The organism is Micromonospora sp. NPDC049900 (genome assembly GCF_044461025.1).
Lineage (GTDB): Bacteria > Actinomycetota > Actinomycetes > Mycobacteriales > Micromonosporaceae > Micromonospora.
Window position 1 is genome coordinate 59880 of sequence record NZ_JBITKM010000021.1, and the last position, 14317, is coordinate 74196.

Genomic DNA, 14317 nt, shown 5'->3' on the forward strand with positions numbered 1-14317 from the left:
CTGAACCGATACGCGTGCGGTCACACCGTGCGTGGCCGGGACCACTCGCTCCCAGGGGTGATCGCGGCGACGACCACTGGTAACGTGGCCGAAGCCCCTCCGCCGGCCGATCTTGACCGGTCCGGAGTACCCGACGTCCTTTAACGACCCGTCCCGTGAGGCGGGGAAGGAGGTCCGCCGTGGCCTACCCACCGGCTGCCCAATCGTCGCCGCCGCGACAACCCTCGGTGAAGGTGATCCTGACCAGCGCCGACGTGCAACGCGTCGTCGACCGGATCGCGCACCAGATCCTCGAGAAGACCCAGGGCGCCGCAGACACCGTGTTGTTGGGCATCCCGACCCGTGGCGCGCCGCTCGCCCGGCGCCTCGCCGCACGGATCAGCGCCTTCGAGGACGTCTCCGTGCCGGTCGGCGTGCTGGACATCACGCTCTACCGCGACGACCTGCGCCGCAACGCCACCCGGGCGGTCGGCCCGACCCAGCTACCGGCCGGTGGCATCGACGGCATGCGGGTGGTCCTCGTCGACGACGTGCTCTTCTCCGGCCGGACGGTCCGCGCTGCGCTGGACGCGCTCGGCGACCTCGGTCGCCCGTCGTCGGTGCAGCTCGCCGTGCTGGTCGACCGGGGCCACCGGCAGTTGCCGATCCGCGCCGACTACGTGGGCAAGAACATCCCGACGGCCCTCGCCGAGAGCGTCAGGGTGACGCTCGCCGAGACTGACGGGACCGACGAGGTCCGGCTCTACGGGGAGGTGACCCAGTCGTGATCAGGCACCTGCTCTCCGGCGCCGACCTGGACGCCGAGACCGCGACCCAGATCCTGGACACCGCCGAGGAGATGGCCGCGGTGGCCGGGCGTGAGGTGAAGAAGCTGCCCGCGCTGCGGGGCCGGACGGTGGTGAACCTCTTCTACGAGGACTCCACCCGGACCCGGATCTCCTTCGAGGCGGCGGCGAAGCGGCTCAGCGCCGACGTGATCAACTTTTCCGCGAAGGGCTCCAGCGTCGCCAAGGGCGAGAGCCTGAAGGACACCGCGCTGACCCTCCAGGCGATGGGCGCCGACGCGGTGGTGGTCCGCCACCCCGCCTCCGGTGCCCCGCACCGGCTCGCCGACTGGGTGGACGGCTCGGTGGTCAACGCCGGTGACGGCACCCACGAGCACCCCACCCAGGCGCTGCTCGACGCGTACACGATGCGCTCCCGACTGGGCCGGCTGGCCGGCCTGTCGGTCGCGGTGGTGGGCGACGTGCTGCACTCCCGGGTGGCCCGGTCGAACGTGCTGCTGCTGTCCACGCTCGGCGCGAAGGTGACCCTGGTGGGGCCGCCGACGCTCATCCCGCGCGACATCGCCGCCGCCCTCGCCCCCGGCACCGACGTCTGCTACGACCTGGACGCGGTGCTGCCGTCGTCGGACGTGGTGATGATGCTGCGGGTGCAGCGGGAGCGGATGGGCGACTCCTACTTCCCGTCCGCCCGCGAGTACGCACGCCGCTACGGCCTGGACGGCCCGCGGATGCGCCGGCTTCCGGAGCACGCGATCGTCATGCATCCCGGTCCGATGAACCGGGGCATGGAGATCACGCCGGAGGTCGCCGACTCGCCCCGCTCCACCATCGTCGAACAGGTCGCCAACGGGGTCTCCGTGCGGATGGCCGTCCTCTATCTGCTGCTCGGGGGGAACAACCGGTGAACTCGTACCTGATCAGGAACGTCAGCGTGCTCGGTGCCGCACCGACCGACCTGCTGATCCGCGACGGCGTCATCGCCGAGGCCGGCGCGGGACTCTCCGCGCCGGACGCGACCGTGGTCGAGGCCGACGGGCTGGTCGCCCTGCCCGGCCTGGTCGACCTGCACACCCACCTGCGTGAGCCCGGCCGGGAGGACGCCGAGACCGTCGAGACCGGGTCGCGGTCGGCGGCGTTGGGCGGATACACGGCGGTCTGCGCGATGGCGAACACCTCGCCGGTGGCGGACACCGCCGGGGTGGTCGAGCAGGTGTGGCGGCTCGGCCGGGAGGCCGGGCTGGTCGACGTGCAGCCGATCGGCGCGGTCACCGTCGGGCTGGCCGGTGAGCGCCTGGCCGAACTGGGCGCGATGGCCGAGTCCGCCGCCCGGGTCCGGATCTTCTCCGACGACGGGCACTGCGTCGCCGACCCCCGGCTGATGCGCCGGGCACTGGAGTACGTCAAGGCGTTCGACGGGATCATCGCCCAGCACGCCGAGGAGCCCCGGCTCACCGAGGGCGCGCAGATGCACGAGGGCGAGGTCTCCACCCGGCTGGGCCTGACCGGCTGGCCGGCGGTCGCCGAGGAGGCCATCATCGCCCGGGACGTGCTGCTGGCCGAGCACGTCGGCAGCCGACTGCACGTCTGCCACGTCTCCACCGCCGGCAGCGTCGAGGTGCTGCGCCAGGCCAAGGCCCGGGGGGTACGGGTCACCGCCGAGGTGACGCCGCACCACCTCCTGCTCACCGACACGCTGGTCGGTGGGGGAAGCGAGCTGGCCAGCCCCGAGGTCGCGGAGGGCTGGAGCCCGGCCGGGTCGTACGACCCGGTCTTCAAGGTGAACCCGCCGCTGCGGACCGCCACCGACATCGCCGCCCTGCGGGCCGCCCTGGTCGACGGGGTGATCGACATCGTCGCCACCGACCACGCCCCGCACGCGGTGGAGGACAAGGAGTGCGAGTGGGCGTACGCCCGGCCGGGGATGCTCGGGCTGGAGACGGCGCTGTCGATCGCGCTCGACGTGCTCGGCCCCGAGTGGGACCTGATCGCCGAGCGGATGTCCCGCACTCCGGCGCGGATCGCCGGGCTGACCGAGCACGGGCACGACCCGGTGCCGGGTGCCCCGGCCAACCTGACGCTGGTCGACCCGAGGGTCCGCCGGGTGATCGAGCCGGCCGAGATGGCCAGTCGTAGCCGCAACACCCCGTACGCCCGGATGACGCTGCCGGGTCGCATCGTGGCGACCTTCCTGCGTGGCGAGGCGACGGTCCTGGACGGAAAGGCAGTCCGGTGAGTGCGAGGAACGCAGCGGAGCGGAGTACCGCAGTCGCGAACGAAAGGCTGGCTTCGGTGAGTGCGAGGAACGCAGCGGAGCGGAGTACCGCAGTCGCGAACGAAAGGCTGGCACAGTGAGTCGTAGGCGTCCCGCGATCCTCGTCCTGGAGGACGGTCGCACGTTCCACGGCGAGTCGTACGGCAGCGTGGGGGAGACGTTCGGCGAGGCGGTCTTCAACACCGGGATGACCGGTTACCAGGAGACGCTGACCGACCCGTCGTACCACCGTCAGGTCGTCGTGCAGACCGCCCCGCACATCGGCAACACCGGCGTCAACGGCGAGGACGACGAGTCGCGGCGCATCTGGGTGGCCGGGTACGTGGTGCGTGACCCGGCCCGGGCCAGCTCGAACTGGCGGGCCACCGGTGGCCTGGAGGACCGGCTGGCCACCGAGGGCATCGTCGGCATCAGCGGGGTGGACACCCGGGCGCTGACCCGGCACCTGCGCGATCGGGGCGCGATGCGGGTCGGTATCTCCAGTGTGGACGACGACCCCCGGGCGCTGCTGGCCCGGGTGCGCGAGGCGCCGCAGATGCTCGGCGCGGACCTCTCCGCCGAGGTCACCACGGCGCAGCCGTACGTGGTGCAGGCCGAGGGCGAGCACCGGTTCACGGTGGCCGCGCTCGACCTGGGCATCAAGCGCAACGTGCCGCGTCGGCTCGCCGCGCGGGGGGTGACCACGCACGTCATGCCGGCGCACTCGACCATCGAGGATCTGCTGGCCACCGGGGCGGACGCGGTCTTCTTCTCGCCGGGTCCGGGTGACCCGGCGACCGCCGACGGGCCGGTCGGACTGGCCCGCGAGGTGCTGGGGCGGCGGATTCCGCTGTTCGGCATCTGCTTCGGCAGCCAGATCCTCGGCCGGGCGCTCGGCTTCGGCACCTACAAGCTCGGCTACGGCCACCGGGGCATCAACCAGCCGGTCCTCGACCGGGTCACCGGCAAGGTGGAGGTGACCAGCCACAACCACGGCTTCGCGGTGGAGGTGCCCGGTGTGACGCCGGGTGCGGTGGTGCCGGACCAGGTGATCGAGACCGAGTTCGGCGGCGTGCAGGTGAGCCACCTCTGCCTCAACGACAACGTGGTCGAGGGGCTGCGGGCCAAGGACGTGCCCGCCTTCACCGTCCAGTACCACCCGGAGGCGGCAGCCGGTCCGCACGACGCGGACTACCTCTTCGACCGCTTCGCCGAGTTGATCGAGGGCCGGACCCACAGCGAGGGGCGTACGAATGCCTAAGCGGACCGATCTCAAGCACATCCTGGTGATCGGCTCCGGGCCGATCATCATCGGGCAGGCCTGCGAGTTCGACTACTCCGGTACCCAGGCCTGCCGGGTGCTGCGCAGCGAGGGGATCCGGGTCAGCCTGGTCAACTCGAACCCGGCCACCATTATGACCGACCCGGAGTTCGCCGACGCCACCTACGTCGAGCCGATCACTCCGGAGTTCGTGGAGCTGGTCATCGCCAAGGAGCGGCCGGACGCCGTGCTGCCCACGCTGGGCGGGCAGACCGCGCTGAACACCGCCGTGGCGTTGCACGAGGCCGGTGTGCTCGACAAGTACGGCGTCGAGCTGATCGGCGCGGACGTCGACGCGATCCGGCGCGGCGAGGACCGGCAGTTGTTCAAGGACATCGTGGCCAAGGCCGGCGTCCGCATCGGTGTCGAGGACCCGGCCGGTCTGGTGCCGCGCTCGCGGGTCTGCCACTCGATGGACGAGGTCCGCGAGACGGTCGGTGAGCTGGGCCTGCCGGTGGTGATCCGGCCGTCGTTCACCATGGGCGGCCTCGGCTCGGGCATGGCGCACACCGACGCCGACCTGGAGCGCATCGCCGGTGCCGGGCTGGAGGCCAGCCCGGTGCACGAGGTGCTGATCGAGGAGAGCGTGCTCGGCTGGAAGGAGTACGAGCTCGAACTCATGCGGGACCGCCACGACAACGTGGTGGTGGTCTGCTCGATCGAGAACCTCGACCCGATGGGCGTGCACACCGGCGACAGCGTGACCGTGGCGCCGGCCATGACGCTGACCGACCGGGAGTACCAGGACCTACGTGACCTGGGCATCGCGGTGCTGCGTGAGGTCGGTGTCGACACCGGCGGCTGCAACATCCAGTTCGCCGTCAACCCGGCCGACGGCCGGATCGTGGTCATCGAGATGAACCCGCGGGTGTCGCGTTCCTCGGCGCTGGCCTCGAAGGCGACCGGGTTCCCGATCGCGAAGATCGCCGCGAAGCTGGCCATCGGCTACACGCTGGACGAGATCCCCAACGACATCACCCTCAAGACGCCGGCCGCGTTCGAGCCGACGCTCGACTACGTGGTGGTGAAGATCCCCCGGTTCGCGTTCGAGAAGTTCCCCGGCGCGGACCCGGAGCTGACCACCACGATGAAGTCGGTCGGTGAGGCGATGAGCCTCGGGCGTAACTTCAGCGAGGCGCTGAACAAGGCGATGCGTTCGCTGGAGACCAAGGCGGCGGGGTTCTGGACCCAGCCCGACCCGGCGGACGCGACGAAGGAGAACACGCTCGCCGCACTGGGCATGCCGCACGACGGCCGGCTCTACACGGTGGAGCGGGCGCTGCGGCTGGGCGCCTCGATCGCCGAGGTCAGCGCCGCCTCCGGCGGGATCGACCCGTGGTTCCTGGACCAGATCGCCGGGCTGGTCGAGCTGCGGGCCGAGATCGTGGCCGCGCCGGTGCTCGACGCCGGACTGCTGCGCCGGGCCAAGCGGGCCGGGCTGTCCGACCGGCAGTTGGCCGCGCTGCGTCCGGAGCTGGCCGCCGAGGACGGGGTACGTCGGCTGCGGCACCGGCTGGACGTGCGGCCGGTCTACAAGACGGTGGACACCTGCGCCGCCGAGTTCGAGGCGAGCACTCCGTACCACTACTCCACGTACGACTCGGAGACCGAGGTGGTCGGCTCGGGGCGGCCGAAGGTGCTGATCCTCGGGTCGGGGCCGAACCGGATCGGGCAGGGCATCGAGTTCGACTACTCCTGCGTGCACGCGGTGCAGGCGTTGCGGGAGGCGCCGACGGGCCCGGCCGGTGGCGGCGGGTTCGAGACCGTCATGGTCAACTGCAACCCGGAGACGGTCTCCACCGACTACGACACCGCCGACCGGCTCTACTTCGAGCCGCTCACCTTCGAGGACGTGCTGGAGGTCTGGCACGCCGAGGACACCTCCGGTCGGGAGGCCGGCGGGCCGGGTGTGATCGGCGTGATCGTGCAGCTCGGCGGGCAGACCCCGCTGGGGCTGGCGCAGCGGCTCAAGGACGCCGGGGTGCCGGTGGTGGGCACCTCCCCGGAGTCGATCCACCTGGCCGAGGAGCGCGGCGCGTTCGGGTCGTTGCTGGCCCGGGCCGGTCTGCGGGCGCCCGCGCACGGCACCGCCACCTCGTACGAGGAGGCGAAGGAGATCGCCGACGAGATCGGTTACCCGGTGCTGGTCCGCCCCTCGTACGTGCTGGGCGGGCGGGGCATGGAGATCGTCTACGACGACGTGACGCTGCGCGACTACATCGGGCGGGCCACCGACATCTCGCCGGACCACCCGGTGCTGGTGGACCGGTTCCTGGACGACGCCATCGAGATCGACGTGGACGCGCTCTGCGACGCCGACGGGGAGGTCTACCTCGGCGGGATCATGGAGCACATCGAGGAGGCCGGCATCCACTCCGGCGACTCCTCGTGCGCGCTGCCGCCGATCACCCTGGCCAGTTCGCACGTGGCCCAGGTCCGCGGGTACACCGAGGCGATCGCCCGGGGGATCGGGGTACGCGGACTGCTCAACGTGCAGTACGCGCTCAAGGACGACGCGCTGTACGTCCTGGAGGCCAACCCGCGTGCCTCGCGTACCGTGCCGTTCGTCTCCAAGGCGACGGCGGTGCCCCTGGCCAAGGCGGCGGCCCGGATCGCGCTCGGTGCCACCGTGGCGGAGCTGCGGGCCGAGGGGATGTTGCCGGCGACCGGGGACGGTGGTTCGCTGCCGCCGGACGCCCCGATCGCGGTCAAGGAGGCGGTGCTGCCGTTCAAGCGGTTCCGCACGCCGGCCGGCAAGGGGGTGGACTCGCTGCTCGGCCCGGAGATGAAGTCGACCGGCGAGGTGATGGGCATCGACACCGCCTTCGGGCACGCCTTCGCCAAGTCACAGTCGGCCGCGTACGGCTCGCTGCCCACCCAGGGCAAGATCTTCGTGTCGGTGGCGAACCGCGACAAGCGCGGCATGATCTTCCCGGTGAAGCGCCTGGCCGACCTGGGCTTCGAGATCGTGGCGACCACCGGCACCGCCGAGGTGCTGCGCCGCCACGGCATCGCCTGCGAGCTGGCCGCCAAGCACTACGAGGCCGGTGCCGACGACGACGCGGTCTCGCTGATCCGGTCCGGCCGGGTGGCTCTGGTGATCAACACGCCACAGGGCTCCGGGGCCAGCGCCCGCTCCGACGGATACGAGATCCGCAGCGCGGCGGTCACCGCGGACATCCCGTGCATCACCACCGTGCCGGGTGCCGCCGCGGCCGTGATGGGCATCGAGGCCCTGATCCGGGGCGACATGCAGGTGCGTCCGTTGCAGGACCTGCACGCCACCCTGCGGGCCAGCCGGTGATCTTCGAGCGGACGCTGCGGCGCGGGCTGTTCCGCATCGGCGGTGGTGACGCCGAGGCGGCGCACGAGTGGACGCTGGGCCGGCTGGCCGCCCTGTCCCGGCGGCCGGTCGCGCTGGCGGCCCTGCGCGCCCGGTACGCGGTGGCCGCGCCCCGAGAGGTCTTCGGGGTGCGGTTCCCCAACCCGGTCGGCCTGGCCGCCGGGATGGACAAGGACGGTGCGGCCCTGCCCGCCTGGCCGGCGCTCGGCTTCGGCTTCGTCGAGGTCGGCACGGTCACCGCGCACCCGCAGCCGGGCAATCCCCGGCCGAGGCTGTTCCGGCTGCCGGACAGCGAGGCCGTGATCAACCGGATGGGCTTCAACAACGCCGGAGCCGAGGCGCTGGCCGCCCGGCTGGCGGGACTGACCCGTCCGCTCGGCGTACCGCTGGGGATCTCGCTGGGCAAGTCGAAGGTGACGCCGCTCGACGAGGCGGTGGAGGACTACCGGGCGTCGTACCGCGCGTTGCGTGGGCACGGCGACTACTTCGCGGTCAACGTCTCCTCGCCGAACACCCCCGGACTGCGCGAGTTGCAGGACCGGGACCACCTGGACGCGCTGCTGGCCGCGTTGGTGGGGGAGAAGCCGGTACTGGTGAAGATCGCGCCGGACCTGACCGACGCGGCCGTCGCCGAACTGCTGGAGGTCTGCCTGGCCCGGGGGGCGGCCGGGGTGATCGCCACGAACACCACCCTCGGGCGCGCCGGGCTCGCCCCGGCCGACCAGGCCCGCGGGGCCGAGGCCGGGGGCCTCTCCGGCCGCCCGCTGGCCGACCGCGCCCGGCAGGTGGTCTCCTTCGTGCACGCCGAGACCGGTGGCCGGCTTCCGATCATCGGGGTGGGTGGCATCGTCGACCCCGACGACGCCGCCCGGATGTTCGACGCGGGCGCCAGCCTGGTCCAGCTCTACACCGGGTTCATCTACCGGGGCCCGGCCCTGCCCCGCGCGGTCGCCCGCGCGGCGGCGGTCGCCCCGGCTCCGGCCACCACCGGGTCGTGAACCGGATGAGGCGGCGGCGCCACCCCCGCTCCCGTCGGAGCGGACGGCCACGAACACCGGGCGCCGCCGCCCCCACCACGCCACCCTCGGCACCCTCGCCTCTCCCCGGACACCCGCCTCTGTCCGGACACCGTCGTGCCTCGCCGCCCCGGAGTCCGTCCGCCCGTTCGCTGGGCCCGGCCGGTCGCCCGTCCAGAGGCCGGCCCGCCGCTCCTGCGCTGCGTCACCCCACGCATCGGTTCCGGCCGCGAACCAGTGCGTGGGTCGACGCAGAGCTAAGGGGCCACAGGGGAGTGCGGGGCGGGTGCGAGGACGGCGAGTTCCCGCTACCGGAGGCGGGAGCGGGAGTGGGCACGGGCAGCGTGGACAGGGAGGGCGGATGACGCCGGAGGAGATCCTCGCCGCCGACGCGGCGCACGTCTGGCACCCGTACGCGGCACTGCCGCCGGCGGTGCCGCCGTACCTGGTGACCGAGGCCGAGGGCGTACGGCTGCGACTGGCCGACGGCCGCACGCTCGTCGACGGGATGTCGTCCTGGTGGTCGGCGATCCACGGTTACCGGCATCCGGTGCTGGACGCGGCGGTGACCGACCAGCTCGGCCGGATGAGTCACGTGATGTTCGGCGGGCTGACCCACGAGCCCGCCGTGCGGTTGGCCCGGACCCTGGTGGAGGTGGCGCCGGAGGGGTTGGCGCACGTGTTCCTGGCCGACTCCGGGTCGGTCAGCGTCGAGGTCGCGGTGAAGATGTGCCTGCAGTACCAGCGGGCCGTCGGTCGGCCGGAGCGCCGCCGGCTGGGCACCTGGCGGGGCGGGTACCACGGGGACACGTTCCACCCGATGAGCGTCTGTGACCCCGAGGGCGGCATGCACCACCTCTGGGGCGACGTGCTGCCCCGGCAGGTGTTCGCCCCGGTGCCGCCCGGTGGCTTCGCGTCCGAGCCGGACCCGGCGTACGAGGCGGCGTTGGTGGAGGCGGTCGAGCGGCACGCCCACGAGTTGGCGGCGGTGATCGTCGAGCCGGTGGTCCAGGGGGCCGGCGGGATGCGTTTCCACCATCCGCACTACCTGCGGGTGCTGCGCGAGGTGACCCGGGCGCACGAGGTGTTGCTGATCTTCGACGAGATCGCCACCGGCTTCGGTCGGACCGGGACGATGTTCGCCGCCGAGCACGCCGGGGTCACCCCGGACGTGATGTGCGTCGGCAAGGCCCTGACCGGCGGCTACCTGACGCTGGCCGCCGCGCTCTGCACGCCGGAGGTGGCGCGGGGCATCGGGAGCGGTGGGGTCCTGGCGCACGGCCCGACGTTCATGGGCAATCCGCTCGCCTGCGCGGTCGCCAACGCCTCGCTGGGTCTGCTGCGGGCCGGGGACTGGGTCGGCGAGGTGGCGCGGCTCGAACGGGGTCTGCGCGCCGGACTGGAGCCACTGCGCGATGCGCCGGGTGTGGCGGACGTGCGGGTGCTCGGCGGGATCGGCGTGGTGCAGCTCGACCACGAGGTGGACGTCGCCGCGGCCACGGCCGCCGCGGTGGCGCAGGGAGTGTGGCTGCGGCCGTTCCGGGACCTGGTCTACACGATGCCGCCGTACGTCACCTCGGACGCCGATCTGGCGCTGGTGACGAGCGGTGTCGCGGCTGCTATCAGGGTGGGCTGAGTAGGTCGACGCGGTTCGGTGACGCAGGTTGAGTAGACGAGCGCGACAGGTTGAGGACGAGAGGAAGGCTGGCTGATGGAGAGCTTCGGGGCGCGGCTGCGCCGGGCGGTCGACGAGCGGGGTCCACTCTGTGTCGGGATCGATCCCCATCCGGAACTGCTGGCCAAGTGGGGGCTGGACGACGACGTCGACGGGCTGCGTCGCTTCGCCCGGACCGTGGTGGACGCCCTCGGTGACCGGGTTGGGGTGTTCAAGCCCCAGTCGGCCTTCTTCGAGCGATTCGGGTCCCAAGGGGTGGCAGTACTTGAGTCAACTATCCGACAGTTACGAGATTCCGGATCGCTCGTTCTGCTGGACGTCAAGCGCGGCGACATCGGCTCGACCGTCCGCGCGTACGCCTCGGCGTATCTCGATCCATCCAGTCCCGTGTATGTCGACGCGGTGACCGCGAGCCCGTTCCTGGGCGTCGGTTCGCTCGGTCCGATGTTCGAGCTGGCCGCCGAGCACGGCGGCGGTGTCTTCGTCCTGGCGCTCACCTCCAACCCCGAGGGCGCCTCGGTCCAGCGCGCTCGCGGTGCTGACGGACGCACCGTCGCGCAGACCGTCATCGACGAGATTTCCCAGCTCAACGCGGGTGCGGAGCCGCTCGGAAGTTTCGGTCTGGTGGTCGGTGCGACGGTCGGCGAGACCGGCTGCGACCTCTCCGCGGTGAACGGTCCGCTGCTCGCACCCGGGCTCGGCGCGCAGGGCGCCACGGCCGATGATCTACGGGTCGTCTTCGGTTCGGCCCTTACCTCGGTGCTCCCCTCGTACTCCCGGGAGGTGTTGGGAGCGGGCCCACGCCCGGAGACGCTGCGGGCCGCCGCGGAGCGCGCCGTGGCGGACTGCCGGGCGGCCCTGACGATGTCATGACTGACTGACGGCTCGGTCACTTTGCGGTGATCATTGCGCGCCCACGTTGCCGAAAGCTCCGTTGACCGCTAGTTTTCCCCGCGCTGGGAACCCCTTGGTTCACAGCGACACCACGTTTCACAGATGCGGCGGTGCGTCCCGCCCGTCGCGATAGGGACCTGAGGAGAACTGGTGCCGCTCCCGTCACTGACCCCTGAGCAGCGCGCAGCCGCGCTGGAGAAGGCTGCGGAGATCCGCAAAGCCCGTGCCGAGCTGAAGGAGCAGCTCAAGCAGGGCAAGACCACCCTCGGAGCCGTTCTTGCGCGCGCCGAGTCCGACGACGTCGTCGGCAAGCTGAAGGTGTCGGCCGTGCTGCAGGCGATGCCCGGCATCGGCAAGATCCGAGCCACCCAGATCATGGAGAAGCTCAAGATCGCCGACAGCCGTCGCCTGCGTGGCCTCGGCGAACAGCAGCGCAAGGCCCTGCTTGGGGAGTTCGCCGCCAACTGAGCACGGCTGCGTGTAGAAACAAGCAGTGAGCTTGGATGACGAGGCGCGCCCGGCGGCTCGGCTCACTGTCCTGGCCGGCCCATCCGGCGCCGGTAGGGAGAGTGTCGTCGAGCTGGTCCGGGCGCGTTCTCCGTCTGTGTGGACGCCGCTCGCGGTCACCACCCGGCCCCGCCGGGAAGACGAGCTGGAGGGCGTCCACCGGCACTTCCTCGCCCCGCTGGAGTTCGACCGCCGGGTGGCCCGGGGCGAACTGCTGGAATGGAGCCGGATCGGGGCGTACCGGCGTGGCACGGAGCTGGCGCCGGTCCGGGACCGGCTCGCCGCCGGATCGCCGGTCCTGCTCCCGCTCGACCTCGACGGGGCGCTGCTGGTCCGCGCGGTGGTACCCGACGCGCGTCTCGTCCTACTCCATCCGCCCGGTCGTCGTCCGGGTACGGCCACCCTGGCGGCTTTCGACCGCAGCGTGTCGCATGACCACACTGAGCACGTGGTGGACGAGCTGGTAAGGTTGCTCGGTTCTTCATTCCTGGCTCCGGCCCGGCCGCGTCCGCGCGGTTGAGCGCCGGCACCGCGTGACACGCGGTCCGTGCGAAAGACGCAGAGGTTAATCCGTGGGATCCATCGCCAACCCCGAAGGCATCACCAACCCGCCGATCGACGAGCTCCTGGAGAAGACGACGTCGAAGTACGCGCTGGTCATCTTCGCGGCCAAGCGCGCGCGTCAGGTCAACGCCTACTACAGCCAGCTCGGCGAGGGCCTGCTGGAGTACGTCGGCCCCCTGGTCGAGACGACTCCGCAGGAGAAGCCGCTCTCGATCGCGATGCGCGAGATCAACGCCGGCCTACTCACCGCCGAGCCGACCGACCAGCCGTAGGCTCCGCGCGTCGATGAGCGCCCGGATCATCCTCGGTGTCGGTGGCGGCATCGCCGCCTACAAGGCGTGTGAGGTGTTGCGCCGGTTCACCGAGTCCGGCCACCAGGTCCGGGTCGTGCCGACCGCCGCCGCGCTGCGGTTCGTCGGCGCGCCGACCTGGGCGGCGCTCTCCGGTCAGCCGGTCGCCGAGGACGTCTGGTCCGACGTGCACGAGGTGCCCCACGTCCGCCTCGGTCAGCAGGCCGACCTGGTGGTGGTCGCACCCGCCACCGCCGACCTGCTGGCCAAGGCCGCGCACGGCCTCGCCGACGACCTGCTCACCAACACCCTGCTCACCGCCCGCTGCCCGGTGGTGCTGGCACCGGCCATGCACACCGAGATGTGGGAGCACCCGGCCACCGTCGCCAACGTGGCGACCCTGCGGGCCCGGGGCGTACTCGTCATCGAACCGGCGGTGGGGCGGCTCACCGGTGCCGACACCGGCAAGGGCCGCCTGCCCGACCCGGCCGAGATCTTCGCGGTCGCCCGCCGCGCGCTCCGCCGGGGCGTCGACGCCCCCGCCGACCTGGCCGGCCGGCACGTCCTCGTCACCGCCGGCGGCACCCGCGAACCGTTGGACCCGGTGCGGTTCCTCGGCAACCGGTCCTCCGGCAAGCAGGGGTACGCGTTCGCGCGGTCGGCGGTCGCTCGGGGTGCCCGGGTCACGCTGATCTCGGCGAACGTCGAGCTGCCCGACCCGGCCGGTGCGGACATCGTCCGCGTCGGCACCACCGGCGAGCTGCGCGACGCCACGCTCGCGGCTGCCGTCGACGCCGACGCGGTGGTGATGGCGGCGGCTCCGGCCGATTTCCGTCCCGCGACGTACGCGCCTGGCAAAATCAAGAAGTCGGACGACGGCACCGCGCCCAGCATCGCGCTCGTGACCAACCCGGACATCGCCGCCGAGCTGGGCCGGAGCCGCCGACCGGAGCAGTTGCTGGTGGTGTTCGCCGCGGAGACCGGTGACGCCGAGGCCAACGGACGGGCCAAGCTCGCCCGCAAACGGGCCGACCTCATCGTGATCAACGAGGTCGGGACGGACAAGGTCTTCGGTGCCGAGACCAACGCGGCCACCGTCATCGGCGCGGACGGTTCGGTCACCCGGATGCCCGAACAGTCCAAGGAGGATCTCGCCGACGGGGTGTGGGACCTGGTGGTCGCCCGGCTCGCCGACGGCTCCTCCTGACCACGATCCACCTGCTGACCATCGACCCGGCGCTCGGCGGTGAGTGACTAGACTGCCGCGGAACGACGTCCCAAACTTAGGAGTGCCGTGACACGCCGCCTCTTCACGTCCGAATCGGTCACGGAAGGCCACCCGGACAAGATCGCTGACCAGATCAGCGACGGCATCCTCGATGCCCTGCTCGGCCAGGACCCGCACAGCCGCGTCGCGGTGGAGACCCTGATCACGACTGGTCAGGTGCATGTGGCGGGCGAGGTGACCACGAAGGCGTACGCCGACATTCCGTCGATCGTCCGCGAGACCATTCTTGGTATCGGCTACGACTCGTCGAAGAAGGGTTTCGATGGGGCGTCGTGTGGGGTGAGTATTTCCATTGGGGCGCAGTCGCCGGATATTGCGCAGGGTGTGGATAACGCGTTCGAGTTGCGGACGGGGTCGTCGGAGTCGGCGTTGGATGCGCAGGG

13 protein-coding genes are annotated in these 14317 nt (G+C 71.8%); all 13 read left to right on the forward strand.

Annotated features, from left to right (window positions below):
• The first annotated feature begins 179 nt into the window (after positions 1-179).
• Positions 180-767 carry a bifunctional pyr operon transcriptional regulator/uracil phosphoribosyltransferase PyrR gene (pyrR, locus tag ACIBMZ_RS28190; RefSeq protein WP_396698935.1) on the forward strand — a complete coding sequence of 196 codons (588 nt, stop codon included), beginning with the start codon at positions 180-182 and terminating at the stop codon, positions 765-767.
• Positions 764-1690, forward strand: coding sequence for an aspartate carbamoyltransferase catalytic subunit (locus ACIBMZ_RS28195; protein ID WP_396698937.1), 927 nt, complete (start codon positions 764-766; stop codon positions 1688-1690). Before pyrR ends, ACIBMZ_RS28195 begins: the two co-directional genes overlap by 4 nt.
• Positions 1687-3018 carry a dihydroorotase gene (locus ACIBMZ_RS28200; protein WP_396698939.1) on the forward strand — a complete coding sequence of 444 codons (1332 nt, stop codon included), beginning with the start codon at positions 1687-1689 and terminating at the stop codon, positions 3016-3018. The genes ACIBMZ_RS28195 and ACIBMZ_RS28200 overlap by 4 nt, the downstream gene beginning before the upstream one ends.
• Positions 3019-3133: 115 nt before the next feature.
• Positions 3134-4297 carry a glutamine-hydrolyzing carbamoyl-phosphate synthase small subunit gene (carA, locus tag ACIBMZ_RS28205; RefSeq protein ID WP_396698941.1) on the forward strand — a complete coding sequence of 388 codons (1164 nt, stop codon included), beginning with the start codon at positions 3134-3136 and terminating at the stop codon, positions 4295-4297.
• A complete protein-coding gene (carB, locus tag ACIBMZ_RS28210) occupies positions 4290-7661 on the forward strand; it encodes a carbamoyl-phosphate synthase large subunit (protein ID WP_396698943.1) in 3372 nt (1123 codons plus the stop codon). The genes carA and carB overlap by 8 nt, the downstream gene beginning before the upstream one ends.
• Complete coding sequence (locus tag ACIBMZ_RS28215; RefSeq protein ID WP_396698945.1) at positions 7658-8698, forward strand: quinone-dependent dihydroorotate dehydrogenase; 1041 nt, start codon at positions 7658-7660, stop codon at positions 8696-8698. Before carB ends, ACIBMZ_RS28215 begins: the two co-directional genes overlap by 4 nt.
• A 379-nt stretch (positions 8699-9077) precedes the next feature.
• On the forward strand, positions 9078-10352 hold the full coding sequence (locus ACIBMZ_RS28220; RefSeq protein WP_396698947.1) for an adenosylmethionine--8-amino-7-oxononanoate transaminase: 1275 nt from the start codon (positions 9078-9080) through the stop codon (positions 10350-10352).
• Between the two features lie 75 nt (positions 10353-10427).
• Complete coding sequence (pyrF, locus tag ACIBMZ_RS28225; protein ID WP_396698949.1) at positions 10428-11264, forward strand: orotidine-5'-phosphate decarboxylase; 837 nt, start codon at positions 10428-10430, stop codon at positions 11262-11264.
• Positions 11265-11435: 171 nt separating this feature from the next.
• On the forward strand, positions 11436-11753 hold the full coding sequence (gene mihF, locus ACIBMZ_RS28230; RefSeq protein ID WP_117229171.1) for an integration host factor, actinobacterial type: 318 nt from the start codon (positions 11436-11438) through the stop codon (positions 11751-11753).
• A 25-nt stretch (positions 11754-11778) separates the two neighbouring features.
• The gene (locus ACIBMZ_RS28235; protein WP_396698951.1) at positions 11779-12312 is read left to right on the forward strand and encodes a guanylate kinase; all 534 of its coding nucleotides are present in this window, start codon (positions 11779-11781) and stop codon (positions 12310-12312) included.
• Positions 12313-12364: 52 nt separating this feature from the next.
• Positions 12365-12628, forward strand: a complete 264-nt coding sequence (rpoZ, locus tag ACIBMZ_RS28240; RefSeq protein ID WP_007075826.1) for a DNA-directed RNA polymerase subunit omega — start codon at positions 12365-12367, stop codon at positions 12626-12628.
• A 13-nt stretch (positions 12629-12641) separates the two neighbouring features.
• On the forward strand, positions 12642-13853 hold the full coding sequence (gene coaBC, locus ACIBMZ_RS28245; RefSeq protein WP_396698954.1) for a bifunctional phosphopantothenoylcysteine decarboxylase/phosphopantothenate--cysteine ligase CoaBC: 1212 nt from the start codon (positions 12642-12644) through the stop codon (positions 13851-13853).
• An 87-nt stretch (positions 13854-13940) separates the two neighbouring features.
• A partial coding sequence (locus ACIBMZ_RS28250) for an S-adenosylmethionine synthetase N-terminal domain-containing protein (protein ID WP_396698956.1) occupies positions 13941-14317 on the forward strand: 377 nt, incomplete at its 3' end.